Origin of the sequence: Agrobacterium sp. rho-13.3, assembly GCF_033957765.2 — a bacterium.
In the GTDB taxonomy this organism is placed as follows: Bacteria; Pseudomonadota; Alphaproteobacteria; order Rhizobiales; family Rhizobiaceae; genus Agrobacterium.
In genome coordinates this window covers 35,497-57,859 of record NZ_CP192774.1, presented here as the reverse complement: position 1 = coordinate 57,859, position 22,363 = coordinate 35,497, and the positions used below count along the sequence as shown (strand labels likewise).

Here is a 22,363-nt window from a genome sequence, read left to right as displayed (position 1 = left end):
GCACGCGCTTTTACCAGAACAGCAATCCCAGGATGCCGCTGACGATCAGCAGGCATCCTGCCAGCTCCATGGCATTGACACGTTCGCGGAACAAAAACCACGATGCCATGAAGGTGAAGACCAGTTCGATCTGGCCGAGTGCACGAACATAGGCCACCTGTTGCAAGGTCATGGCTGTGAACCAGCAGGCTGAGCCCAACACGCCGGCAATGCCCACCAGCGCTGACGAGCGCCATGTGACGAGAACCTGCACGATTTCCTGTTTGTCTTTCCACAACATCCAGACCAACATGAACGCCGTCTGGAACGTGGTGACGCAAGCCAGCGTCACCGCCGCAGACATGATCGGCCCCGCCCCTTCCAGCGAGAGCGACGCGCTTCGGTAGGCCACAGCCGATATGCCGAAGACGCCGCCAGATGCGATGCCGATCAAAGCCGTGCGGCTGGTCATTGCCGTCACCGTATTGCGCACAGACAAAGGCATGCGCGCCATCGATATGGTCATCACGCCAATAACGCCGACGATGATAGCCACGATGGATCCCGGCGTTAGCTTCTCGCCCAGCAGAAGAAAACCAAACACGGCGGCTTGTACCGGCTCGGTCTTGGAATAGGCCGTGCCGACCGCAAAATTTCGCAATGAGAAAAGATGCACCAGCATCATCGTGGCGAAGATTTGCGCCAGTCCACCCACCACAGCCCACACGAAAAAGGACGGTGTGAAGGTTGGAGGAATTTCACCGAAGCCGAAGCGAAGAAACAGCACATAAAGGATGGCGAGCGGAAAACCATAACCGAAGCGGACGAAGCTCGCGCCCCGCGTGCCAAGCGATCCCTGCAAATGCTTCTGCAAGGCAGAGCGCAGGTTCTGCATGAAAGCAGCGGCTATCGTAATGGGGATCCAGAGTTCCATAAAGCTGCGGTATCATGGGCCTTAAGCATCCGCCAAGGTCGCTTTTCTTGCGCAACGTCGCCTTTTCGATTTTCTTTGCGGCAAAGCCGTTGCATAACAATGCTCATGAGCACGAAACCGAAAAATCAGCCCGACGCCTCCGAATTCTCCCATGTGACCGAATGGGTGTTCGATCTCGACAACACGCTTTATCCGCATGAGATAAACCTGTTCTCACAGATCGACAGGAACATGACCGCCTATGTGGCGGAATTGCTGAAATTGGAGCCGGAAGACGCCCGCGCCTTGCAAAAGCGGTATTACCATGAACATGGCACGACGCTTCAGGGCCTGATGATCAATTATGGTATCGATCCCGACGCATTTCTGGAGCGCGCCCACGCCATCGATTATTCCGCGCTCTCGCCCAACCCGGAACTGGGTGAAGCGATCAAGGCGTTGCCGGGTCGCAAGTTTATTTTGACCAATGGCAGTGTTCCGCATGCGGAGGCCGCCGCCGGTGCGCTTGGCATTCTCGACCATTTCGAAGATATTTTCGATATCGTTGCGGCCAACTATCTGCCGAAACCTGCCAGCGCGACATACGAGAAGTTTGCCGCCCTTGCCAAGCTCGACACGAACAAGGCCGCGATGTTCGAAGATCTTCCGCGCAATCTGGCCGCCCCCAAGGCGCTGGGTATGAAAACGGTCCTGCTCGTGCCGCGCAATCTCGAAGGCATCGTCATGGAACGCTGGGAAATTCCAGCGGCCACCGACGATCATATCGATTTCATCACCGATGATCTGACGGGCTTTCTGAAAGGGCTTCACGCCGTATCGGCCTGACGCTCATTACGGATTTGTCATGCACATTACCTATCTTTAAGTGGTGAAGGCCGCACCGGCAGCCTACCTTTCTCTTAGGGACACCATTAGAAAGGTAACGACGATGATGAAACGAAAAATCGCTCTCACTGCGCTTGGCGCAGCCCTTATGATGAGCGCGACTGCTCCATTCGCCATGGCGGCACCACGCGGTGGCCCGGATAGACACGGTCCGCCAATGCGCCCTGAGGCCGCTTTTGTCTATCTGCTGAAAATGGCCGATACCAACAAGGACGGCAAGATTTCCAAGGAAGAGTTTGCAGCCCGTCAGGATGCGCTTTTCACCGAGATCGACAAGGACAAGGACGGCTCGATCACGCCGAAGGAAATGCGCGACTATCGCCAGGCCAAGATGGAAGAATTCCGCGCCGCTCATCCCCGCCCAGAGCGTGAAGACGCCAAAGGCCCGGATGGCAAAAAGGGTGGTCCAGAACATGCGGATCGTGACGGAAAACGCCACGAGGGCCGCAAACACGAAGCCCGCATGGAAGGTGGCAAGGGTCGCCACGGCAAGATGAACGGCATGTTCGCCATGGTTGACACGGATGGCAACGGCCAGATCAGCAAGGCAGAGTTTACGACCGCTGGTGAGAAACTCTTCGCTCGCCTCGACAAGAACAATGACGGTTTCATCAGCATCGATGACATGCCAGATCGTCCGTTCCTCTGATCGATCGACCATGAACGACAAAGCCCGCTCGACGCGGGCTTTGCACTTTTAGGCCATTTGATTGTCTTCGCGAGATCAGTGCAGGCTGATGGTGCGCAACTCGTCCTCGGCAGCCTTGAAAAAGGTGCTGGAGCGATTGTCCGTCAAGAGGATTGGCGTACCGTCTGCGCCGAACAGTGCCCACAGATCAAGGCCGGGATCGATATTCGGAGCTTCCGGGAAACAACGATTGACCTCTTCGGCGCACATTTTTCGAATATAGCCCACTTCGCCGGCTCCAATATGAGCGAGCTGGGACTTGGTCAAACGCGCATGCGCTTCTTTCAAGAGCATTTTTCAGCCTCCACATTCTTGTGACGCCGCGCTGATGTGAATCATTTGGCGTTCAGAGTCCTACTGTGAGACGGAAATGTTAATTTTCTTTACTATGCTTGAGATTTCCGGGCGGGTCAGATCGATGGACAACAACCCGTTGCGCAGACGCGCATCGCTGACCTGCATGCCATCCGCCAGCACGAAAACACGCTGAAACTGTCGTGCGGCAATACCGCGATAGAGGTAGTCGCGCGCATCCTGCTCCTGCTGACGCCCGCGAATGATGAGCTGGTTTTCAGCAGTGGTGACATCAAGATCATCTTCCGAAAATCCTGCAACCGCAATGGTTATGCGCAGGCGCTCCGGGCTGCCACCTTCAGCAATCAGACGTTCGATATTGTAAGGAGGATATCCGTCGTTGGCCTTTGCCATCCGCTCCAGCGTTTTTTCCATGGCATCGAAGCCCAGCATCAGCGGGTGCGTAAAAGGTGTCATACGGCTCATGTCTTTCAGTCCTTGCATCCAAGCGACGATTGTTTGCCCCGTTCACGGCAGCTTTTCCGCATATGGGAATATAGGAGGGATAGCGCAAGAATGGCGGGACGGGAAAAGTCGCTCAACGCCCACGCTTGACAAGCCGTTCAAACAGGCTTGAAAAGGCATCACTCATTAACAGCGGGAACATCATGGCTGAGCGCAAAAAAATCATTATCGACACCGACCCCGGACAGGACGATGCCGCCGCAATCATGCTGGCCTTGGCAAGCCCTGACGAAATCGAGATTCTGGGCCTGTGCGCTGTCGCTGGCAACGTGCCTTTGAAACTGACCAGCCGCAACATCCGCATCGTTCTGGAACTGTGCAGTCGCACCGAAATCCCCGTCTATGAAGGCTGCGAACGCCCACTGGTGCGCGACCCGATCACCGCCGAACACGTCCATGGCAGCACCGGCCTCGACGGCCCCATTCTGCCGGAGCCTGAAATGGCCGCGCAGTCGCAACACGCCGTGGACTTCATCATCGAAACGCTACGTCGTGAGCCGGAAGGCACGATTACGCTTTGCACGCTGGGCGCATTGACCAACATCGCGACCGCCTTGCAGAAGGCTCCCGATATCGCCTCACGCGTCAAGGAACTGGTGCTGATGGGTGGCGGTTTCTTCGAAGGCGGCAACATCACGCCTGCTGCGGAATTCAACATCTATGTCGATCCTCATGCCGCAGATATCGTGTTCCGCTCCGGCATACCGCTGGTCGTGATGCCGCTGGACGTGACTCACAAGCTTCTCACGACAAAAGCCCGCGTCGCCCGCATTCGCGATATCGGCACACGCCCGGCCATTGCCATGGCGGAAATGCTGGAATTCTTCGAGCGCTTCGATGTGGAGAAATATGGTTCAGACGGCGGGCCGCTGCACGATCCGACCGTGATTGCCTATCTCATCAAACCGGAGCTGTTTGATGGCAGGGATTGCAACGTGGAAATCGAAGTCAACTCCGAACTGACCGTCGGCATGACAGTGGTGGACTGGTGGGGCGTGACGGATCGCGCAATCAATGCCCGCGTGAACCGTGATGTGGATGCAGACGGTTTCTTCGAACTGTTGACGGAGCGTTTTGCGCGTCTTTGATAGCCGCTGCGTAAGAGCCAAACTTCCGTCACCCCGGCCTTGAGCCGGGGTCCAGCAGCGTCGCGTCTGCGGCGCAAAAAATCTTCGCGATCAAGGACTTGACCGCACTGGACCCCGGATCTAGTCCGGGGTGACGGTGGTGGGTGTTCTCAAAGCTCGTAATTATCCGCAATCACTTTCCAAGCATCATCAGCCGTTTCTGCAAAATGCAGAAGGCTCATATCATCCGGGGAAATCGTGCCGAAATCCGCCAGCGCTTCGAAATTGATAACGGAGCGCCAGAACGCCTCGCCGAACAGAACCAGCGGAATGGGTGCCATACGTTTGGTCTGGATCAGCGTCAGCGTTTCAAACAGCTCATCCATGGTGCCAAAGCCGCCGGGGAAAATCACCACGGCTTTGGCGCGCATCAGAAAGTGCATTTTGCGGATGGCGAAGTAGTGGAAATTGAAGCTGAGTTCCGGTGTCACATAGGGGTTGGGCGCCTGTTCATGCGGCAGAAGAATGTTGAGACCGATGGATGGTGCACCGGCTTCTGAAGCACCGCGATTGCCCGCTTCCATCACGCCCGGCCCGCCGCCGGTCATCACCACATATTCGCGATGATCGTATTTTTCCGACACGCTGGCGCAGAGTTTTGCGAATTTACGTGCTTCGTCATAATAGACAGAGGCCGCCGTCAGGTTCTTTTTCTGCGTCTCGTTGCGCGCCGCCCAAGCTTCGCCGCCGGGCTCTGGAATGCGCGCACCACCGAACATCACCACCGTGGATTTGATGCCACGCTCGGACAGGATCATTTCGGTTTTCAAAAGCTCCAGCTGAAGCCGAATGGGACGCAGCTCTTCCCGGCACAGGAAATCCGTGTCGCTATAGGCAAGGCGATAGGACGGCGAGGCCGATTGCGGTGTCTTGGGAAGGCCTTCCGCATGTTGCTTGTCATCCGAACTGGTTTTCAGCGGATCCCAAACCCCATCCTTGCGCCGCAATTTGCCGTTTTTCACTTTTGCCATTTCCATGCCTTTCATCTGACCGCGCCAAATCGTTCAAATCGCCCAGATCACATTGACGCCCTCGAAACACTCGCTTAGAGCAATTAACCGTGTCCGGCCAGCGGTGCGGATGTTTCCCTGCATTGACGATAGTCAGCGAAGTTTAAGGAATTCTCATGAGCAGCTCGGAACTTGGCTCCCTCGAAAAAATCATCGAAGCCGCATTCGATAATCGCGATAACGTCAACGTCTCGACCAAGGGCGAAATTCGCGATGCCGTGGTCACCTCCCTCAATCTGCTGGATGCCGGTGAAGTGCGTGTTGCCCAAAAGCAGGCCGACGGAAACTGGACAGTAAACCAGTGGCTGAAAAAGGCCGTGCTTTTGTCCTTCCGCCTCAACGATATGGAAATCGTCACTGGCGGTCCGGGCGAATCAACCTGGTGGGACAAGGTGCCGTCCAAATTCGAAAACTGGGGTGAAAACCAGTTCCGCGCCGCAGGCTTCCGCGCCGTGCCAAATGCCGTCGTGCGCCGCTCTGCCTATATCGGCAAGAACGTCGTGTTGATGCCGTCCTTCGTCAATCTCGGCGCTTATGTCGATGAGGGTACGATGGTCGATACATGGGCAACGGTCGGCTCCTGCGCACAGATCGGCAAGAACGTTCACCTATCCGGTGGCGTTGGCATTGGCGGCGTTCTGGAACCGCTTCAGGCTGGCCCGACCATCATCGAAGACAATTGCTTTATCGGCGCCCGCTCCGAAGTCGTTGAAGGCTGCATCGTGCGTGAAGGTGCCGTTCTGGGCATGGGCGTGTTCATTGGCAAATCCACCAAGATCGTGGACCGCGCCACCGGCGCAATCACCTATGGCGAAGTGCCGCCTTATTCGGTGGTTGTGGCTGGCACCATGCCAGGCAAGCCTTTCCCGAATGGCGAACCCGGCCCGAACCTCTATTGCGCCGTCATCGTCAAGACCGTCGATGAGAAGACCCGCTCCAAGACTGGCATCAACGAGTTGCTGCGAGACTGAACCGGATAGACCTGCACATGACCGCCACCGACCCCGTCGCAAATCTTGCCGCCCTCATCCGTTGCCCATCGGTCACGCCAGCAGAAGGTGGAGCGCTGACCCTGCTCGATAGTCTGCTGACGCCTTTGGGCTTTAAGGTCGATCGGGTGTTGGCGACGGAAGAAGGCACGCCTGATGTGGAAAACCTCTACGCCCGGATTGGCACGGACGGTCCGCATCTTATGTTTGCGGGCCACACCGATGTCGTACCCGTGGGCGATGAGGCGGCTTGGAGCCACCCGCCGTTTTCTGCCAACATTGCCAGTGGCGAGATGTTTGGTCGCGGTGCGGTGGATATGAAAGGCGGCATCGCCTGCTTCGTGGCGGCAATTGCCCGCCATATCGAAAAGCACGGGAACCCGAACGGCTCCGTTTCTTTCCTCATCACTGGCGATGAAGAAGGCCCGTCGATCAACGGTACCTCCAAGCTTCTGGAATGGGCCGCAGCCAAGGGCGAGACATGGGATGCCTGCGTGGTGGGTGAGCCGACCAACCCGGACCAGCTTGGCGATATGATCAAGATCGGTCGTCGCGGCTCGCTGTCGGGTCGCCTTGTGGTCCACGGCGTTCAGGGCCATGCGGCCTATCCGCATCTGGCAGACAACCCCGTTCGCGGGATGCTACAGCTGACCCACGCGCTGATGGACCCGCCATTCGACAATGGCACGGACAACTTCCAGCCCTCCAATCTGGAAGTGACAACCATCGATACCGGCAATCCGGCCACCAACGTCATTCCGTCCAAGGCAACGGCTGCCTTCAATATCCGTTTCAACGATACATGGACCGTTGAGACGCTACGCGCCGAAATCATCCGACGTCTGGATGAGGCCGCCGTCAACGGCGTTCTCCGCCCGGATCGTGCGCCGGTGAAATATGATCTCGTCTGGGCAGATCGCCCCGCCCATGTTTTCCTCACACGCAACAACGCGCTGATTTCATCGCTGTCCGGTGCCGTTGCGGACGTGACAGGCAACGAGCCGAAGCTTTCCACGACAGGCGGCACATCGGATGCCCGCTTCATCAAGGATTATTGCCCGGTGGTGGAGTTCGGGCTTGTGGGCCAGACCATGCATATGGTGGATGAGCGCGTGGCCGTGGCGGACCTTGAAACACTGACCCGCATCTACGAAACCTTCATAGAACGCTGGTTTTCCCATGCCGCCGCGTAGCGAAATCGCCTATTATATGCGCGGCCTGTGGCTGCTGTTTCTTGGCGATCCCGCAGGCGGACGTTTGCTGGATCTCACGTCACGCGGTATGTCGCGCTCCTTTTATGCCGCCGTTTGGTGCCTGCCCTCCATGGCGCTATCCTGGTATTGGTGGCACGAAGCCTACCTAGCCACATTCCCCGAAGGTGTCCGCACCGGCCCGATCTTCTTCGTGCGGCTGGCAATGGTCGAAGCCATCTGCTGGATGGTGCCACTCATTCTCATCGGTTTGTTGCTGTACGCGTTGGGTGCGAAAGAAAAGTTTCCGGCATTGGTCGTCGTCGCAAACTGGCTGTCCCTGCCGTTTTCCTATGGCTATGCGGCACTGATCCTGATTGCCATGCTGCTGCCTTCCATGCAGGGGCTGGTGGCCATCCTGTGGTTTGTGCTGCTGCTGACGCTGGTGTTCAGCTTCTCACGGATCGTCAAATTCTTTATCCGTGACCAACCGCTGCTGGTCACGGCGCTGGTGATGACTCTGCTCGTTCCCGGCATGATCCTGTCCGAAATTCTGCAACGCTTTTTGGGCGTTTATCCGAACTAGAGCATTTCCAACAAAAGTGCGAAGCGGTTTTGCGTCCGGATGATGCGTTAAGAATCAGCGCTTTGGTCCGATCTCGCCATCTTCCTTGGTGAACGTACCAATCGCGTCATTCGGAAAAATCTCCAGCACCAGTTCAGACGGACGGCAAAGCCGCGCACCTTTGTCCGTCACCACGATGGGCCGGTTGAGCAGGATCGGATGCGCCTCAATGGCATCCAGCAACTCCGCATCGTCCAAGCTCTCATCCGCCAGACCGAGCTCCGCGTAAGGCGTGCCTTTTCCCGCAAAATCTCGCGCAACGTCACACCGATCTTGTCCGCCAGAGAAACGATCTCCTGCCGTGATGGCGGGGTTTTCAGATATTCGATAATGACAGGTTCTTCGCCGGATTGGCGGATCATCTCCAGCGTGTTGCGCGACGTGCCGCAGGCGGGATTATGATAGATCGTGACCGTCATCGTTGATCTCCGTTCTGGGTTGCCGTGGCGGTATCACATCGGGATAATCCACCTGCATGAAATAAAGCCCCTCTGGCGGTGCCACCGGCCCACAGGCCTTGCGGTCGCGCGCCTCAAGCGCCGCCTTCACATCATCCGGCGTCATGCCACCATCACCTGCAAGCTTCAGCGTGCCAGCGAAAGAGCGGATTTGATTGTGCAGAAAGCTTTGCGCCGTCGCGCGAATTTCAATCAGGTCGCCATCGCGTGTCACATCCAGCCGGTCCAGCGTTCTGACCGGACTGTTGGCCTGACAATGGACAGACCGGAACGTGGTGAAATCATGCCTGCCGACCAGCATCTGCGCAGCGGTGTGCATGGCCTCATGGTCGAGATCTTTCGATACCCACCAAGCGCGTTTATGCTCCAGCGCCAGCCGCGATTTGCGGCAGATGATGCGGTAAAGATAATGGCGGCGAAGTGCGGAAAACCGCGCGTCGAAATCCTCGGTCACGGCCTCCACATCCAGCACAGAAACCGCCTCACCCGCCATGGCAAGATGGGCGTTGAGCGCGTTGCGCAGCTTATAGGGTTGCCAATCGCGAGACAGGTCCACATGCGTCACCTGTCCCTTGGCATGAACACCGGAATCGGTGCGGCCAGCGCCGCGAAAGCTCACGACCTCACCCGTCAGCGAAAGAATGCCCGCTTCCAGCGCGCCCTGCACGGAAGGTCCGTTGGTTTGCCTCTGCCAGCCATAATAGGGGGAGCCATCATATTCCACGGTCATGCGAAAACGCGGCATCAGCCGAGCCTCGTTCCGACAGAGACAGGCGTGCCGCGCAAAAAGTCTGCTGCCAGCAAAGGCTTTCCGCCCGCCTTCTGCAAACGCACCAGCCGAACGGCCCCGCTTCCACAAGCAACGGTCAAGGCATCATCCAGAACCGAACCTGCCTCACCCATGCCGGTGGTGAGTTCCGTTTCCAGCACCTTCACGCGCTCAGGTTTGCCACCGATGTCCATCTCGAACCACGCGCCCGGAAAGGGTGCCAGACCGCGAATATGGTTGTGCACGTCCTGTCCCGACCGGGAGAAGTTAATGCGCGTCTCGCTTTTGTCGATTTTGGCGGCGTAAAGCACACCGTCTTCGTTTTGTGGTGTCAGCGGCAGATCACCGTCTTCCAGCTTCTGCATCGCTTCGCGCATCAGGCGGCTCCCTGCCAGCATCAGAGCGTCATGCAGCTCGCCCGCCGTCATATTCGGTCCGATGGTGATCTTTGCTGTCAGCGCAACTGGGCCAGTGTCCAGCCCCTTTTCCATCTGCATCACCATGATGCCGGTTTCCGAGTCTCCCGCCATGATGGCACGTTGGATCGGCGCGGCACCGCGCCAGCGCGGCAGAAGCGATGCGTGGCCGTTGTAACAGCCGAGCCGCGTGCCTTTCAGAATAGCCTCGGGCAACAACAACCCATAAGCAACGACGACAGCCACATCCGCCTCGAATTCATTAAACTGCGCCCTGTCTTCTTCCGCCTTGAAATTCAGCGGCGTGAAAACCGGAATGCCGAGCAGTTCGGCGGCTTGATGCACCGGAGATTTCTGCAAATCCAGACCACGCCGCCCGCCGGGGCGCGGCGGCTGGGAATAAACGGCCACGACCTCGTGACCGGCATCAACCAGTGCGCGCAGGGTGGGAACCGAAAAATCTGGTGTTCCCATGAAAATAATGCGAAGAGCCATGCTCATCCCCTGCCCTTTGGATGTGATCGCCAGCCTTCCGACACAGGATCAAATCTTTGCGCGGGCCGCCTTGGTGAATTTCTTGATGACCATATCCCGTTTCAGCCGAGAAATGTGGTCGATGAACAGGATGCCGTTCAGATGGTCGATTTCGTGTTGCAGGCAGGTGGCCAACAGGCCATCAGCCTCGACTGTCTGCTTCTTGCCATCACGGTCGATGTAGCTCACCGTCAGCGATGCAGGGCGCTCGACCTCGGCATAATAATCCGGAATGGAGAGACAGCCTTCCTCATAGGTCGAAACCTCGTCCGACACTTTAAGGATTTCCGGGTTGATGAAAACAACCGGCTTGTTGTCTTCATCCTCACGCGAAACATCGATGACCAACATGCGGCGCGGCACGCCGATCTGGATGGCGGCAAGCCCAATTCCCGGCGCATCATACATGGTTTCCAGCATGTCGTCGGCAAGACGCGAAATCTCGGCATCCACCTGTTCGACGGGCTTGGATTGCTGGCGCAGCAGCGGATCGGGCAAAATAATAAGCGGTTTGATCGTCATGGCTTCCCATAACGCATCTCATCTTTGGAGGAAACAAAAAATAGAGGTGTCGAATAGCCGGAATTACGGGAGAAATCAGGACTCAATTCCGCCGTGGAAATGTTCTTGTTTTGATCTTACGAATCACACAAAATCTGTTAGATTTGCTCATGAACATCGATCTCAATGCGCTCGGCACAACGGCTTTCAGTCTCGGCAGCATCCCTATTTCGGTCGGCACGTTGCTCGGCATTTTTGTGGCGGGGTGTTTGCTGGTCACTGCGCTGTTTTTGCGCAAGCCTGCCGCGCCCGATCAATCCCGTGACGACATCACCGAACTTCTAAAAACCCAATCGGAACTGCATGGTCGCATCGCCGCCATGGCAGAGACGCTGAGTGCCCGCCAGAACGAGATGAGCCAGACGATGAACGAGCGCCTGGATGGCATGTCGCAACGCATTGGCTCGACCATTACCGAACAGACCCGCTCCACGCACGAAAACCTTAGCCGCCTTCAGGAGAGGCTGGCCGTGATCGATGCTGCACAGGGCAATATTCGCGATCTGGCAAAGGACGTGATTGGCTTGCAGGCGATTTTGTCCAACAAGCAGACACGCGGTGCATTTGGCCAGGCCCGCATGGAAGTGCTGATTGCCGATGCCCTGCCCTCATCGTCCTATAGCTTGCAGCCGACGCTTTCCAACGGCTTCCGGCCCGATTGCACCATCAGAATGCCCAACAACGCGCCGCCTTTGGTCATCGACGCGAAGTTTCCGCTGGAAGCGTGGAACGCGCTGAAGGCCGACGATACGCCGGAGGCCAAACGCGCCGCCAGCCAGCAGTTTCGCCGCGATATGGAAGTGCATATTCGCGATGTGGCCGAAAAATATCTGATTTCGGGCGAAACGCAGGATACGGCCTTTATCTTCGTACCATCGGAATCGATCTTTGCGGATATCCACCAGCATTTCGAACATCTGGTGCAGCGGGCCCAACGCTCGCGCGTGGTCATCGTTTCGCCGTCGCTATTGATGCTGTCCGTGCAGGTCATTCAGTCCGTGCTGAAAGACCAGCGTATGCGCGAGCAAGCGCACCTCATTCAAGGCGAAGTCGCCGTTTTGATGGACGATGTGAAACGGCTGGATGAGCGAACCCGCAAATTGCAGGCACATTTCGGGCTGGCCCAGAAGGACGTCGACATGATGCTGACATCCTCTGAAAAAGTGCTAGCGCGTGGCGTGAAAATCGAGAGTCTTGATTTTTCGCCCTCACAAAAAGAAGTCGTCCACACGGAGGCGGAACATTTGCGCCGCGTGGCCGATGTTCGCTCCAGCCCCGCCAAACTAAGGGTGGTTGACGACGAGTGATGCAGTCGGGCAAAGTCTCCTTCTGTCTAGAACCGCACCCGCATCTTTCATGGAATTTTCCGCATGATCACAGTTTTCGGCTCCATCAACATGGACCTCGTTGCCACGTCTGACCGCCTGCCCAAACCCGGCGAAACTGTAACGGGCAAAGCCTTTGCCACAGCAGCAGGCGGCAAAGGTGCCAATCAGGCGCTTGCAGCGCGACGTGCGGGCGCAGAGGTCAAGATGGCTGGCGCCATTGGTGATGACGCATTTGCAGCCCCCGCCCTGACGCTGTTGCGCGATGCGAAAGCTGATCTTTCTCTGGTCAAGACGGTTGCAGGTCCAACCGGCACTGCCGTCATCCTCATTGGCGAGGGCGGCGAGAACATGATTTCAGTCATTCCGGCTGCCAATGGCGAAGTGTCGGAAACAGATGCCGAACGCGCCGTCTCCGAAATGGCAGCGGGCGACATTTTGATGTTGCAACTCGAAGTGCCAGCCGACGCCATCGAAGCAGCGCTGAAAGCTGCGAAGGCAAAGCGCGTCACAACAATCATCAATACCGCACCGCTTACAGCGCAGGCCGCGCAGCTTTCGCGTTTGGTCGACATCGTCATCGCCAACGAAACCGAATTTGAATTGCTGATCGGTAAAAGTGACCTTTCCGCTGAACAGCGGGAGAAGGAACTCGTGGCACGTCATGGCGAAACAGGGCAAACCCTCATCATCACGCTTGGCGCGGACGGCGTTATCGCCATTCGCAACGGCAAGGTTTTCAAGGCGCAGGGTCTCAAAATTGTTCCGGTCGATACGGTCGGCGCGGGGGATACGTTCTGCGGTTATCTCGCCGCCAGCCTTGATGCAGGCCTTGATTTTGAGGCCGCACTGCGTCGCGCCGCCGTCGCCGGTTCGTTGGCCTGCACGAAAGAGGGCGCTCAGCCCTCTATCCCGGTCGCGTCGGACGTCGATGCGAGGCTTTAAGTTCGTATGAACGTGAGATAGGCGGAGCTGCGACCTTCGCGCTTCGCCTTGTTCTCATACCGTGTGCCCGGCCATGTGTCATATGGCGTCAGCCAATCGGCAGACGTCTTCGCTGTCCATTCAAAACCGCCATGGCTGGCGCAATGTTGCAGCGTCCAGTTCACATAGGTGTCGATATCCGAGGCGAAGCAGAATTTGCCACCGGATTTCAAAACACGGTGGAAACGGGCCAGGTTCACATCTGACACGAAGCGACGCTTCCAGTGTTTTTTCTTTGGCCACGGATCAGGGTAGAGTAGATCGATATGGTCGATCGATGCGTCCGGCAGCCAATCCAGCAATTGCGTCGCGTCATCGTCATAGAGACGGATATTCATCAACTCCAGCTCGCGAACGCTGCCAAGCAGTTTGGCCATGGAATTGACGAAGGGCTCAACGCCGATAAAGCCGGTGGCGGGATTTTCTGAGGCGCGGTGAATGAGATGTTCGCCGCCGCCGAAGCCGATTTCGAGGCGGATGGATTTTACATCTGCCGGGAAAAGTGCCGCGAGATTCTTCGGGGGCTGTGTCGAAAGATCGACTTTCAGCAACGGCAGAAGGTTCTCGATCGAATCCACCTGAAGGGTGCGCAAAGGCTTGCCTTTACGCCGGCCAAAAAACGCCTCGGTTGCGCGTGAGCGTCGCTCTTCCGTCATTTCAACACTACTCTCAAACAGATAAATTTAACCCGCACAGCACCTTTTGGGGGCGCTGCACGGGTCATATCTCTTAGTCTAGGCCGATTGACAAGCCTTATGCGGCTTTCAATGCGTCCTTGAGCGGCTTGACGAGATCCAGCTTCTCCCAGGAGAAGGAGCCGTCACGGCCAGCCTTGCGACCAAAATGGCCGTAGGACGATGTCTTGGCATAGATCGGCTTGTTCAGGTCCAGGTGGCGGCGAATGCCCGATGGCGAGAGGTCGATGACCTTGCGGATCGCGGCTTCGACGTCATCTTCGCTGAACTTGCCGGTCTGGTGGAAATCGACATAGACCGACAGTGGCTGCGCAACACCGATGGCGTAGGAGAGCTGGATCGTGCAGCGCTCGGCCAATCCTGCCGCAACGACGTTCTTGGCGATGTAGCGCGCAGCGTAAGCAGCCGAACGGTCAACCTTGGTGGTGTCCTTGCCGGAAAATGCGCCGCCACCGTGCGGAGCAGCCCCACCATAGGTATCCACGATGATCTTGCGACCGGTCAGGCCGGCATCGCCATCAGGACCACCGATAACGAATTTGCCGGTTGGGTTGATGTACCACTGGCAATCATTGGCAATCTTAAGGTCGCCCAGCGCTTCGCGGATGTAAGGTTCGACAACGTCGCGAACCTTCTTGGAGTCCCAGCTTGCGTCCAGATGCTGCGTCGACAGAACAATGGAAACAGCTTCCGCTGCCTTGCCATCGATATAACGCACGGTCACCTGGCTCTTGGCATCAGGACCGAGCTTTGATGCTTCGCCTTCGCCACTTTTACGCGCCGTGGCCAGAAGCTGAAGAATGCGGTGCGAATAATAGATCGGTGCCGGCATCAGGTCCGGCGTTTCCAGGCAGGCGTAACCGAACATGATGCCCTGGTCGCCAGCGCCTTCATCGCCCTGCTTGTCAGACGCGTTATCCACGCCCTGCGCGATGTCCGCAGACTGCGGATGGAGCAGCACGTCGATCTTGGCGGTCTTCCAGTGGAAGCCGTCCTGCTCGTAACCGATGTCGCGGATGGCCTTGCGGGCCGCAGACTTGAACTTGGATGGATTGATGACCGGGTGGCCAGCAGCGTCCTTCACGACGTTGCCGTCCTTGTCCTTCTTCAACAATGTGTCGGGCACACGCACTTCACCGGCAATAATGACGCGGTTGGTGGTTGCAAGGGTTTCACACGCAATGCGCACAGTCCATGGGTCAACGCCAGTCTTGGCGGCCTCGCGGTAGACGAGATCAACGATCTCATCTGAAATACGGTCACAGACCTTGTCAGGATGGCCTTCAGCAACAGACTCGCTGGTGAACAGGTAATTAGCGCGCATGCGGGATTCCCCTCAAAGAAATAGCTTTGCGTTTGTTAGCCATTTCGCCCGAGAAAAACAAGGACACAACGACATAAATATATCTTTATATCGGAATTCCTAACTGTGGGTTACGCAATAAAAAACGGCCCCGAAGGACCGTTTAACTTTTTGTTGTATGCATGTCGTTTTCGCAAAACCGCCTCGCACTTAGCGCGACATACTTTAGAAAACCCTGCTTTAACTCGCTTATTCAGCGTCGCCTTCAGCAGCCAATGCCTTCACCAGATCAACGAGGCGGCGGCGAACCTTCGGGTCATTGATCTTCACGAATGCGCGGTTCAGTTGCAAACCTTCGGAAGACGAAAGGAAATCCACGACATAGTTGGAGCTCGAAGCCTCTGCCATGCCGGAAGCGCTGACGCCCTGATCGCCCGGTGCATCTTCGAAGAAAAAGGAAACCGGTACGTTCAGAATGCTCGAAATATTCTGCAGGCGGCTGGCACCAACGCGGTTCGTGCCCTTCTCATATTTCTGAATTTGCTGGAATGTAATGCCGAGGCTTTCGCCCAGCTTCTCCTGGCTCATGCCCAGCATGGTGCGGCGGAGGCGGATACGGCTCCCGACATGAATGTCAATCGGGTTCGGCTTTTTCTTGTTCTCTGTCATTGTTGTGGTCCTGACATTCAGATTATTCGGGGTTATCGACGACACGCTTGTAAAAATCCTGAACCGTAGGATTGTCACAGCACAATATATATCATGTGCGTTGTGCAACCTAACAAGTGCACTATGCAATTTTAGGGGTTTTTGGTCAATTCTTTCGATCAATCAAACCAAGTCGCGAAATCACCGCGACGACGAGCAATACACCAAAGGACAACCAAAAGTGTATCTGTCGCATATCTGAAGTGAGTGCGCCAGTCACCACGCCACCCAAAGTGGAATCGATTATTCCTTTTTGACCATAGTCAAGACCTGCGACAATTCGCCCCAGAGGATCAATTATAGCCGAAATGCCCGTATTTGCGGCGCGAATCACAGGAACACCCGTCTCCACTGCACGCAGTCGCGCCTGCTGAAAATGTTGATAAGGACCGGGTGTATCTCCAAACCAGCCGTCATTCGTGACATTCACAATGGCTGTGGACGACGCGATATCGGCGGGAACCTCCCCCGGAAAAATGATTTCGTAACAGATGAAGGAATGCAGTTTTTTACCCGAAGGAAGGGTAATCGGGTTGCGTGTCGCCGCGGGTGAAAAACCGCCCGGCAGGCTTATGATATTGGTGATTCCAAAGTGCCGCAGCACATCCTCGAACGGGACGTATTCGCCAAACGGCACAAGGTGCACCTTGTCGGTGGCGCCGATGATCTGCCCCTGACTATCGATGGCGTAGACCGAGTTATAATAGCGCGGCGCATGGCCAGCACCCGCATCCTCCATGCGCACGGCACCCGTCAGCAATATCTGCCCGTCTTCCAGCGTATTGGCGATCTCTTCCAGAGCATCCGGGTTCTGCGTCAAAATGAACGGAACCGATGTTTCCGGCCACACAATGATATCGGGCCGCTTTTGTCCCGCAGAGGGCGGCAGGGCCGAAAGGCGCAGGTGTTCCTTGAAAATCTCGGCGCGATCGGCATTTAGCATCTTGCGGGATTGGTCGATGCCAGGCTGAACGATCCGCACCGTCATATCACCTTCAACCGGCGGCAATGGCTGTTGCAAGCGGTACGCGCCGTAACCCAGATGAAGCGCCATCAGCAAAGCAGCGATCGACAATCCGGGCAACATGCCTTTTTTCGTACCCAGCAGAGCGGGGCTGGAAAACACGAAAACGGCGACCATCGACATTCCGAAAATGCCGATCAGATTGGAGGTTTGCATCATGAGGGGAATGGGCATCAGGCCGTAACCGATGGCATTCCAGGGAAATCCGGTCAGAATAAAACTACGTATCCATTCGATAAGACCGAAGGATGCTGCCAAGGCCGCGATCCTGCCCCAACCGTCAGACCACAGCAGGTTTGCGAGCATGACGGCAAGACCGTAAAAAATAGCCAGGCAGGCGGGTAAACCGAATATTGCCAGCGGCAGCGCCCAAGCGAATTCATCCGCCTCCAGAAGCAGCGCATTGCCCATCCACCAAAGACCGGCGACGAAATAGCCAAAGCCAAAGAGCCAGCCGAGAACGAAGGTTTTCCAGCCACGTGAAAAGACGCCGCCATCGGCATTGCCCGTGGTGCCATCGATCAACCAAACCAGCAGCGTAAATGAGATGAAAAGAGCGGCGAAAAAACCAAATGGCGGAAATGCCAGAGCGCCAAAGGCTCCAGCAAAAATGGCAATACAAACGCGGCCAAAACCACTGCCCAACATGATTTTGCCCGCCAGTCGCTCCATGCAGTCTCCAACCCGTTTCAAGGCACCGTCCGACTCACACGGGAAGCGACACACGCTGTCCTGCCTTTGTATAACGGGACTTACTGTAAAAAAAAGCGCACGTCCACAGCCCTACACGTCGGGCAGAACAAGCGTTTTCGCCAAATGCAGCTCGTCCAAATGCAAGACAGCCGCAGAGTGGTTGCTCTACGGCTGTCGATGGATAAATCCACGCCAAATCAGGCCGAGGCGCTGTCTGCGCGGTTGGACGGCGCGGGCAGTGCAAGCACCACTTCCGCTCCGGCATTTGCCGGCGCCTGATCGTCCTCACCTTCGGAGGACTGATTGCGCACGATACGAACACCCTTGATACGGCGGCTGTCGGCGTCGAGAATATGGAACTCGAAGCCCGGCACGGCACGGACAACCTCGCCCTTCGTCGGAATGCGACCGAGAGCGAAGAAAATCAATCCGCCCAGCGTGTCGATTTCCTCGATATGTTCGCGCACATCGAAATCCGGGCCAATGGCCTCTGCAAGCTCGGTCAGTTCAGCGCGCGCATCGGCGATCAAAACATCGTCTGACAGCTGCGAGAACATCGTCTCGTCCTTGTCATGCTCGTCGTCAATATCACCGATCACCATTTCGACGATGTCTTCGTGGCTGACGAGACCATCGGTTCCGCCATATTCATCGATGATAAGCGCAAGCTGCGTGCGCTGAGCCTGCATGGTTTTCAAAAGGCTTGAGGCCAGCATGGACGCGGGTGCAAAGAGAATTTTGCGCACCAGACCGGCTTCGGCCAAAGTCTTTTCGAGATCGACGCGGGCAAGATCGAAGTTTGCGCGGGGTGATTTCGGCGCTTTGGGTTCACCATTGGCGGCATAACGAGACCCGACACGGCGTTTGTTGCGGGCCTGCTTTCCGACGAAGGACAGCAGATCGCGAATATGGATCATGCCCTTGGGATTATCCAGCGTCTCATCGTAAACCGGCATACGGGAACGCCCTGTTTCTTCAAACAGGATCATCGCTTCGCCAACCGTCATGTTCTGATCCAGCCCGTCAATATCGACACGGGGGATCATGATGTCTTCGACGCGAACTTCTCTGAACCGCAGAATATTGTTGAGCATCGCCCGTTCTTCGGGCGTGAAGGCGGCACCGATTTCGGTATCGGTCATTAGCGCATCGGTAATGTCTTCCCGGAGGCGCTCGCCCTGCGATGGCTTTAGCAGCCTCGCAATACGCGCCCAGAGTGTCGCTCTGGGTTTGGCGTTATATTCCACACGTAAGGGACTACTGCCCTCCTCCGATGAGGATTGCTCCCCGGTTTCTTTGCCCTCGTGGGGCGGTCTTGCAGAGTTCTCGTTCATTGTCCCAAACTGTTAAATCAAAGCGGCTCTTGTCCCGCGTATGGATCAGATAGCCCAAGCTTCGCCAAAATGCGAGTCTCAAGCCCTTCCATTTCTTCCGCATCTTCGGTGTCCATGTGGTCGTAACCGAAGAGATGCAGAAATCCGTGCACCAGCAGATGTGTCAAATGATCCTCGAAACTCTTGTCAAGATCAAGGGCTTCCCGCTCCACTGTCTCGCGTGCGATGACGATATCGCCCAACATTGGCCCCGGCATACCGCCCGGTTCCAGCGGAAATGCCGGAAAAGACAGCACATTCGTTGCCTTGTCCTTGTCACGCCACTCGGCATTTATTTCCCGGATTGCCGCATCATCGGTGAAGACCAGCGATAATTCCGTGGGCATTTTCGGAAACGGCTGCTGTTCTTCCGATGTCAGAAAATCGACAGCCGGGTTCAAAACTCGGCTGCTGAAATCAAAAAGCTCTTCTTCCGAGGGCCATGCTTCGGCCTCGACGCTGATCTGAATATCCAGTGACGACATATGCTTGCTTTAGTTTCCCTTGCCAGCCTTTTGACAAACTATGGCTGAAGGCTGTTTCTAATATGAGAACGTTTTCCCAGTATTCCGTCATCCTCGGGTCTGTCCCAAGTATCTAATCACGTTGACATAAATGAGGCGTAACAGATCCTCGGGACAAGCCCGAGGATGACGGAAATCTAAAGATTTCCTTTTTAGTTACCTCTTGGAAGACTTTCATCCGGCACCGCCGTCTGTGCTTCATAGGCGCGAACGATGCGTGCGACCATGGGATGACGAACGACATCCACATCCTTGAAGCGGACGATCGACACGCCCTCGACTTCGGGGAGGATTTGCAGAGCCTCGACAAGTCCGGATTTCACGCCGCGCGGCAAGTCCACCTGGCTTGGATCGCCGGTCACGATCATGCGGCCATTTTCACCAAGGCGCGTCAGAAACATCTTCATCTGCATCGCGGTGGTGTTTTGCGCTTCGTCCAGAATGACAGCAGCATTGGCAAGCGTGCGTCCACGCATGAAAGCCAAAGGCGCGATTTCGATGACGCCCGCCTGAATGGCACGCTCCACCTTGTCACCCGGCATCATGTCATAAAGCGCGTCATACAGCGGACGAAGGTAAGGATCGACCTTTTCCTTCATGTCGCCGGGCAGGAAGCCCAGACGCTCACCCGCCTCAACAGCCGGACGCGACAGGATGATGCGGTCCACAGCACCCCGTTCCAGCAATTGCGCGGCATGGGCCACAGCAAGATAGGTCTTGCCCGTACCGGCTGGACCGACCCCGAAAACAAGCTCGGACTGTTCCAGCGCCCGCATATAGACGTCCTGCGTCGGTGTGCGGGCGGCAATGGTTTTCTTGCGGGTGGAGATTTGCGCCATGGAAACCTTGGCTTTGCGCTCCATGGTCGGCAACGTCAACTGGTCATCAGCGGCAACCGCCATGCGGATCGCGCCTTCGACATCGGACTCCTCGACGCTTCCGCCTTTCAGCAGGCGTTGGTAGAGAAAATCCAGTGCGCGGCGTGCCTGATTGGTGGCAACGAGATCACCCGTGATGGCAACAGAATTACCGCGTGGGCGCGCATCGACGTGGAGGCGTTGTTCCAGCAATTTGAGGTTTTGATCGAACTGACCGAATAGCTCTCCCGCTATCCTGTTATTCTCGAACGTGAGGACGAAGTGATTGGCGTCGGTCGCGGCTGAGCGTGGCTGGCGCGATGAGGGTGATACCAATTCATGTGCGTTCAAGCGGTCAGGCTCCCGTCCAATTCAGTGTCGGTTCCTCACTCTAGCTTTCTGCCACCTCGGCAAACAAGCTGTTTGGACCCGTAGCGGTGATTCGTACATGAATAATGTCGCCGATTTTCATGTCTTTTGCATCAAGATTCACAGATTGCAGCCAAGGAGATCGTCCAATCAGCTGACCAGGCATACGACCCGGCTTTTCCAGCAACACATCCATGGTTTTATCCACAAGCGAAGCGGCAAATTCATGCTGTTGTTTCAACAACAAAGCCTGAAGACGCTCCAACCTTTCGGACTTTACGTCTTCCGGCACCTGATCGGTCAAATCTGCACCCGGCGTGCCGGGACGTGTGGAATATTTGAACGAAAAGGCCTGCGCGTATTTCACCTGTTCCACGATGGAGAGCGTATCTTCGAAATCCTGATCCGTCTCACCGGGGAAACCCACAATAAAATCCCCCGACATGGCAATATCAGGGCGGGCGGCGCGAATTTTTTCGACAAGCCTAATATACTCTTCGCCGGTGTGGCGGCGGTTCATGGCCTTCAGAATACGGTCCGAGCCGGATTGCACCGGCAGATGCAGATAGGGCATCAAAATCCGCAGATCACGATGCGCGCCAATCAGCGCGTCATCCATGTCACGCGGATGGCTGGTGGTGTAGCGCAGACGGGCAAGGCCCGGAATTTCCGCCAGCCTGTAGAGCAACTCGGCAAGGCCCAATTGTTCGCCATTGGCACCAGTGCTGCGCCAGGCATTGACGTTTTGCCCCAGCAGGGTGATTTCACGCACACCGGCATCGACGAGCTTCTTCGCCTCATCGACGATCTGGTGCACGGGCCGGGACACCTCTGAACCGCGTGTGTATGGTACAACGCAGAAGGTACAGAACTTGTCGCAGCCTTCCTGCACGGTCAGAAAAGCCGTGACGCCGCGCTTGCGCAGCATCGCTTTTTCCGCCATCGGCAGATGCTCGAATTTGTCCTCGACCGCATATTCCGTTTCGATGACCCGCTCACCGCCCCGTGCACGTTTCAGCGCTTCCGGCAGGCGATGGTAGGTCTGTGGGCCGATGACAACGTCCACGACGGGCGCACGGCGCAGAATTTCCTCGCCTTCCGCCTGCGCCACGCAACCGGCAACACCGATCATGAATTCGCGGCCTTCCGCCTCGCGGACCTTCTTCATGTCGCGCAAACGGCCTAGTGCGGAATACACCTTTTCCGCAGCCTTTTCGCGAATATGACAGGTGTTGAGCAGAACCAGATCGGCCTCGCCCATATCCTCGGTGGCAACGTACCCGTCTTTCGCCAAAGCGTCGGTCATGCGAACGGAATCGTAGACGTTCATCTGACAGCCATAGGTCTTGATGAAGACCTTGCGGCTGTTCGCGCCATCGCGAAGGGTGGTGGGTGTGGCGTCGTGGCTGCGTGTTTCCTGGGTCATGGCCATTATCTAATGATTCTAGCGTCCATATTAAACAGAAAAATGTGTGGTCAGAGCATCGGACCGAAAAGTGCACCGCGGTTTTCGGAAAATCCGAT

23 protein-coding genes and 1 pseudogene are annotated in these 22,363 nt (G+C 56.5%); 8 read left to right on the top strand and 16 right to left on the bottom strand.

Translation table 11 applies throughout. The features are described 5' to 3' along the window. Positions 1 to 10: 10 nt before the first annotated feature. Positions 11 to 913, bottom strand: coding sequence for a DMT family transporter (locus tag RMR16_RS00290; RefSeq protein WP_320201241.1), 903 nt, complete (start codon positions 911 to 913; stop codon positions 11 to 13). 105 nt (positions 914 to 1,018) lie between these two features. On the opposite strand from RMR16_RS00290, the gene RMR16_RS00285 reads away from it, so the two are divergent. Next, on the top strand, positions 1,019 to 1,738 hold the full coding sequence (locus RMR16_RS00285; RefSeq protein ID WP_320201240.1) for a pyrimidine 5'-nucleotidase: 720 nt from the start codon (positions 1,019 to 1,021) through the stop codon (positions 1,736 to 1,738). Between the two features lie 103 nt (positions 1,739 to 1,841). Beyond that, positions 1,842 to 2,447, top strand: coding sequence for an EF-hand domain-containing protein (locus RMR16_RS00280; protein ID WP_320201239.1), 606 nt, complete (start codon positions 1,842 to 1,844; stop codon positions 2,445 to 2,447). Positions 2,448 to 2,522: 75 nt separating this feature from the next. Here RMR16_RS00280 and RMR16_RS00275 read toward each other — a convergent pair whose 3' ends face one another. Continuing rightward, entirely contained in the window at positions 2,523 to 2,780 is a 258-nt protein-coding gene (locus RMR16_RS00275) for a DUF1150 family protein (RefSeq protein ID WP_320201238.1), read from the bottom strand. 60 nt (positions 2,781 to 2,840) lie between these two features. Then, positions 2,841 to 3,266, bottom strand: a complete 426-nt coding sequence (locus RMR16_RS00270) for an Hsp20 family protein (RefSeq protein WP_320201237.1) — start codon at positions 3,264 to 3,266, stop codon at positions 2,841 to 2,843. Between the two features lie 182 nt (positions 3,267 to 3,448). Here RMR16_RS00270 and RMR16_RS00265 point away from each other — a divergent pair, with 182 nt between their 5' ends. Further along, a complete protein-coding gene (locus RMR16_RS00265) occupies positions 3,449 to 4,393 on the top strand; it encodes a nucleoside hydrolase (protein WP_320201236.1) in 945 nt (314 codons plus the stop codon). Between the two features lie 149 nt (positions 4,394 to 4,542). On the opposite strand, the gene RMR16_RS00260 is transcribed toward RMR16_RS00265, so the two are convergent. Beyond that, positions 4,543 to 5,403, bottom strand: a complete 861-nt coding sequence (locus RMR16_RS00260) for an LOG family protein (protein ID WP_320201235.1) — start codon at positions 5,401 to 5,403, stop codon at positions 4,543 to 4,545. Between the two features lie 155 nt (positions 5,404 to 5,558). Here RMR16_RS00260 and dapD point away from each other — a divergent pair, with 155 nt between their 5' ends. The 3 genes from dapD to RMR16_RS00245 are packed head-to-tail and all read left to right on the top strand — an operon-like array spanning position 5,559 to position 8,207. Continuing rightward, positions 5,559 to 6,413, top strand: a complete 855-nt coding sequence (gene dapD / locus RMR16_RS00255) for a 2,3,4,5-tetrahydropyridine-2,6-dicarboxylate N-succinyltransferase (protein WP_320201234.1) — start codon at positions 5,559 to 5,561, stop codon at positions 6,411 to 6,413. A gap of 17 nt (positions 6,414 to 6,430) precedes the next feature. Continuing rightward, positions 6,431 to 7,624, top strand: a complete 1,194-nt coding sequence (dapE, locus tag RMR16_RS00250; RefSeq protein WP_320201233.1) for a succinyl-diaminopimelate desuccinylase — start codon at positions 6,431 to 6,433, stop codon at positions 7,622 to 7,624. Then, on the top strand, positions 7,611 to 8,207 hold the full coding sequence (locus RMR16_RS00245) for a hypothetical protein (RefSeq protein ID WP_320201232.1): 597 nt from the start codon (positions 7,611 to 7,613) through the stop codon (positions 8,205 to 8,207). The genes dapE and RMR16_RS00245 overlap by 14 nt, the downstream gene beginning before the upstream one ends. A 54-nt stretch (positions 8,208 to 8,261) precedes the next feature. Here RMR16_RS00245 and arsC read toward each other — a convergent pair. The 4 genes and pseudogenes from arsC to def all read right to left on the bottom strand — a co-directional run bounded on the left by arsC (position 8,262) and on the right by def (position 10,945). After that, positions 8,262 to 8,665, bottom strand: a pseudogene (gene arsC / locus RMR16_RS00240) (arsenate reductase (glutaredoxin)). Then, on the bottom strand, positions 8,643 to 9,449 hold the full coding sequence (gene truA, locus RMR16_RS00235) for a tRNA pseudouridine(38-40) synthase TruA (RefSeq protein WP_320201231.1): 807 nt from the start codon (positions 9,447 to 9,449) through the stop codon (positions 8,643 to 8,645). Before truA ends, arsC begins: the two are co-directional and overlap by 23 nt. Continuing rightward, complete coding sequence (gene fmt / locus RMR16_RS00230; RefSeq protein ID WP_320201230.1) at positions 9,449 to 10,384, bottom strand: methionyl-tRNA formyltransferase; 936 nt, start codon at positions 10,382 to 10,384, stop codon at positions 9,449 to 9,451. Before fmt ends, truA begins: the two co-directional genes overlap by 1 nt. Positions 10,385 to 10,432: 48 nt before the next feature. Continuing rightward, entirely contained in the window at positions 10,433 to 10,945 is a 513-nt protein-coding gene (gene def, locus RMR16_RS00225; RefSeq protein WP_320201229.1) for a peptide deformylase, read from the bottom strand. A gap of 149 nt (positions 10,946 to 11,094) precedes the next feature. Between def and RMR16_RS00220 the strand changes: the two genes are divergently transcribed. Beyond that, a complete protein-coding gene (locus RMR16_RS00220; protein ID WP_320201228.1) occupies positions 11,095 to 12,291 on the top strand; it encodes a DNA recombination protein RmuC in 1,197 nt (398 codons plus the stop codon). A gap of 63 nt (positions 12,292 to 12,354) precedes the next feature. Next, positions 12,355 to 13,254, top strand: a complete 900-nt coding sequence (locus RMR16_RS00215) for a ribokinase (RefSeq protein WP_320201227.1) — start codon at positions 12,355 to 12,357, stop codon at positions 13,252 to 13,254. Here the strand turns inward: RMR16_RS00215 and trmB are convergent. The 8 genes from trmB to miaB form a co-directional block, all read right to left on the bottom strand. After that, positions 13,251 to 13,949, bottom strand: coding sequence for a tRNA (guanosine(46)-N7)-methyltransferase TrmB (gene trmB, locus RMR16_RS00210; RefSeq protein WP_320201226.1), 699 nt, complete (start codon positions 13,947 to 13,949; stop codon positions 13,251 to 13,253). The genes RMR16_RS00215 and trmB overlap by 4 nt on opposite strands. 97 nt (positions 13,950 to 14,046) lie before the next feature. Next, positions 14,047 to 15,312 (bottom strand): methionine adenosyltransferase, encoded by a 1,266-nt coding sequence (metK, locus tag RMR16_RS00205; RefSeq protein WP_320201225.1) that lies wholly within the window; start codon positions 15,310 to 15,312, stop codon positions 14,047 to 14,049. Between the two features lie 228 nt (positions 15,313 to 15,540). Further along, positions 15,541 to 15,960, bottom strand: coding sequence for a helix-turn-helix domain-containing protein (locus tag RMR16_RS00200; RefSeq protein WP_320201224.1), 420 nt, complete (start codon positions 15,958 to 15,960; stop codon positions 15,541 to 15,543). A gap of 145 nt (positions 15,961 to 16,105) precedes the next feature. Then, positions 16,106 to 17,695 (bottom strand): apolipoprotein N-acyltransferase, encoded by a 1,590-nt coding sequence (gene lnt / locus RMR16_RS00195; protein ID WP_320201223.1) that lies wholly within the window; start codon positions 17,693 to 17,695, stop codon positions 16,106 to 16,108. Between the two features lie 218 nt (positions 17,696 to 17,913). After that, the gene (locus tag RMR16_RS00190; protein ID WP_320201222.1) at positions 17,914 to 19,050 is read right to left on the bottom strand and encodes a hemolysin family protein; all 1,137 of its coding nucleotides are present in this window, start codon (positions 19,048 to 19,050) and stop codon (positions 17,914 to 17,916) included. 17 nt (positions 19,051 to 19,067) lie between these two features. Beyond that, positions 19,068 to 19,574 (bottom strand): rRNA maturation RNase YbeY, encoded by a 507-nt coding sequence (gene ybeY / locus RMR16_RS00185; RefSeq protein ID WP_320201221.1) that lies wholly within the window; start codon positions 19,572 to 19,574, stop codon positions 19,068 to 19,070. Positions 19,575 to 19,765: 191 nt separating this feature from the next. Further along, positions 19,766 to 20,821, bottom strand: a complete 1,056-nt coding sequence (locus RMR16_RS00180; RefSeq protein WP_320201220.1) for a PhoH family protein — start codon at positions 20,819 to 20,821, stop codon at positions 19,766 to 19,768. Between the two features lie 40 nt (positions 20,822 to 20,861). After that, on the bottom strand, positions 20,862 to 22,265 hold the full coding sequence (miaB, locus tag RMR16_RS00175; protein WP_320201219.1) for a tRNA (N6-isopentenyl adenosine(37)-C2)-methylthiotransferase MiaB: 1,404 nt from the start codon (positions 22,263 to 22,265) through the stop codon (positions 20,862 to 20,864). Positions 22,266 to 22,363 lie beyond the last annotated feature (98 nt).

Coding starts and splice junctions, on each gene's coding strand:
- RMR16_RS00290 (WP_320201241.1), bottom strand. CDS start 913: ATGGAACTCTGGATCCCCATTACGATAGCCGCTGCTTTCATGCAGAAC.
- RMR16_RS00285 (WP_320201240.1), top strand. CDS start 1,019: ATGAGCACGAAACCGAAAAATCAGCCCGACGCCTCCGAATTCTCCCAT.
- RMR16_RS00280 (WP_320201239.1), top strand. CDS start 1,842: ATGATGAAACGAAAAATCGCTCTCACTGCGCTTGGCGCAGCCCTTATG.
- RMR16_RS00275 (WP_320201238.1), bottom strand. CDS start 2,780: ATGCTCTTGAAAGAAGCGCATGCGCGTTTGACCAAGTCCCAGCTCGCT.
- RMR16_RS00270 (WP_320201237.1), bottom strand. CDS start 3,266: ATGAGCCGTATGACACCTTTTACGCACCCGCTGATGCTGGGCTTCGAT.
- RMR16_RS00265 (WP_320201236.1), top strand. CDS start 3,449: ATGGCTGAGCGCAAAAAAATCATTATCGACACCGACCCCGGACAGGAC.
- RMR16_RS00260 (WP_320201235.1), bottom strand. CDS start 5,403: ATGGCAAAAGTGAAAAACGGCAAATTGCGGCGCAAGGATGGGGTTTGG.
- dapD (WP_320201234.1), top strand. CDS start 5,559: ATGAGCAGCTCGGAACTTGGCTCCCTCGAAAAAATCATCGAAGCCGCA.
- dapE (WP_320201233.1), top strand. CDS start 6,431: ATGACCGCCACCGACCCCGTCGCAAATCTTGCCGCCCTCATCCGTTGC.
- RMR16_RS00245 (WP_320201232.1), top strand. CDS start 7,611: ATGCCGCCGCGTAGCGAAATCGCCTATTATATGCGCGGCCTGTGGCTG.
- truA (WP_320201231.1), bottom strand. CDS start 9,449: ATGCCGCGTTTTCGCATGACCGTGGAATATGATGGCTCCCCCTATTAT.
- fmt (WP_320201230.1), bottom strand. CDS start 10,384: ATGGCTCTTCGCATTATTTTCATGGGAACACCAGATTTTTCGGTTCCC.
- def (WP_320201229.1), bottom strand. CDS start 10,945: ATGACGATCAAACCGCTTATTATTTTGCCCGATCCGCTGCTGCGCCAG.
- RMR16_RS00220 (WP_320201228.1), top strand. CDS start 11,095: ATGAACATCGATCTCAATGCGCTCGGCACAACGGCTTTCAGTCTCGGC.
- RMR16_RS00215 (WP_320201227.1), top strand. CDS start 12,355: ATGATCACAGTTTTCGGCTCCATCAACATGGACCTCGTTGCCACGTCT.
- trmB (WP_320201226.1), bottom strand. CDS start 13,949: ATGACGGAAGAGCGACGCTCACGCGCAACCGAGGCGTTTTTTGGCCGG.
- metK (WP_320201225.1), bottom strand. CDS start 15,312: ATGCGCGCTAATTACCTGTTCACCAGCGAGTCTGTTGCTGAAGGCCAT.
- RMR16_RS00200 (WP_320201224.1), bottom strand. CDS start 15,960: ATGACAGAGAACAAGAAAAAGCCGAACCCGATTGACATTCATGTCGGG.
- lnt (WP_320201223.1), bottom strand. CDS start 17,695: ATGGAGCGACTGGCGGGCAAAATCATGTTGGGCAGTGGTTTTGGCCGC.
- RMR16_RS00190 (WP_320201222.1), bottom strand. CDS start 19,050: ATGAACGAGAACTCTGCAAGACCGCCCCACGAGGGCAAAGAAACCGGG.
- ybeY (WP_320201221.1), bottom strand. CDS start 19,574: ATGTCGTCACTGGATATTCAGATCAGCGTCGAGGCCGAAGCATGGCCC.
- miaB (WP_320201219.1), bottom strand. CDS start 22,265: ATGACCCAGGAAACACGCAGCCACGACGCCACACCCACCACCCTTCGC.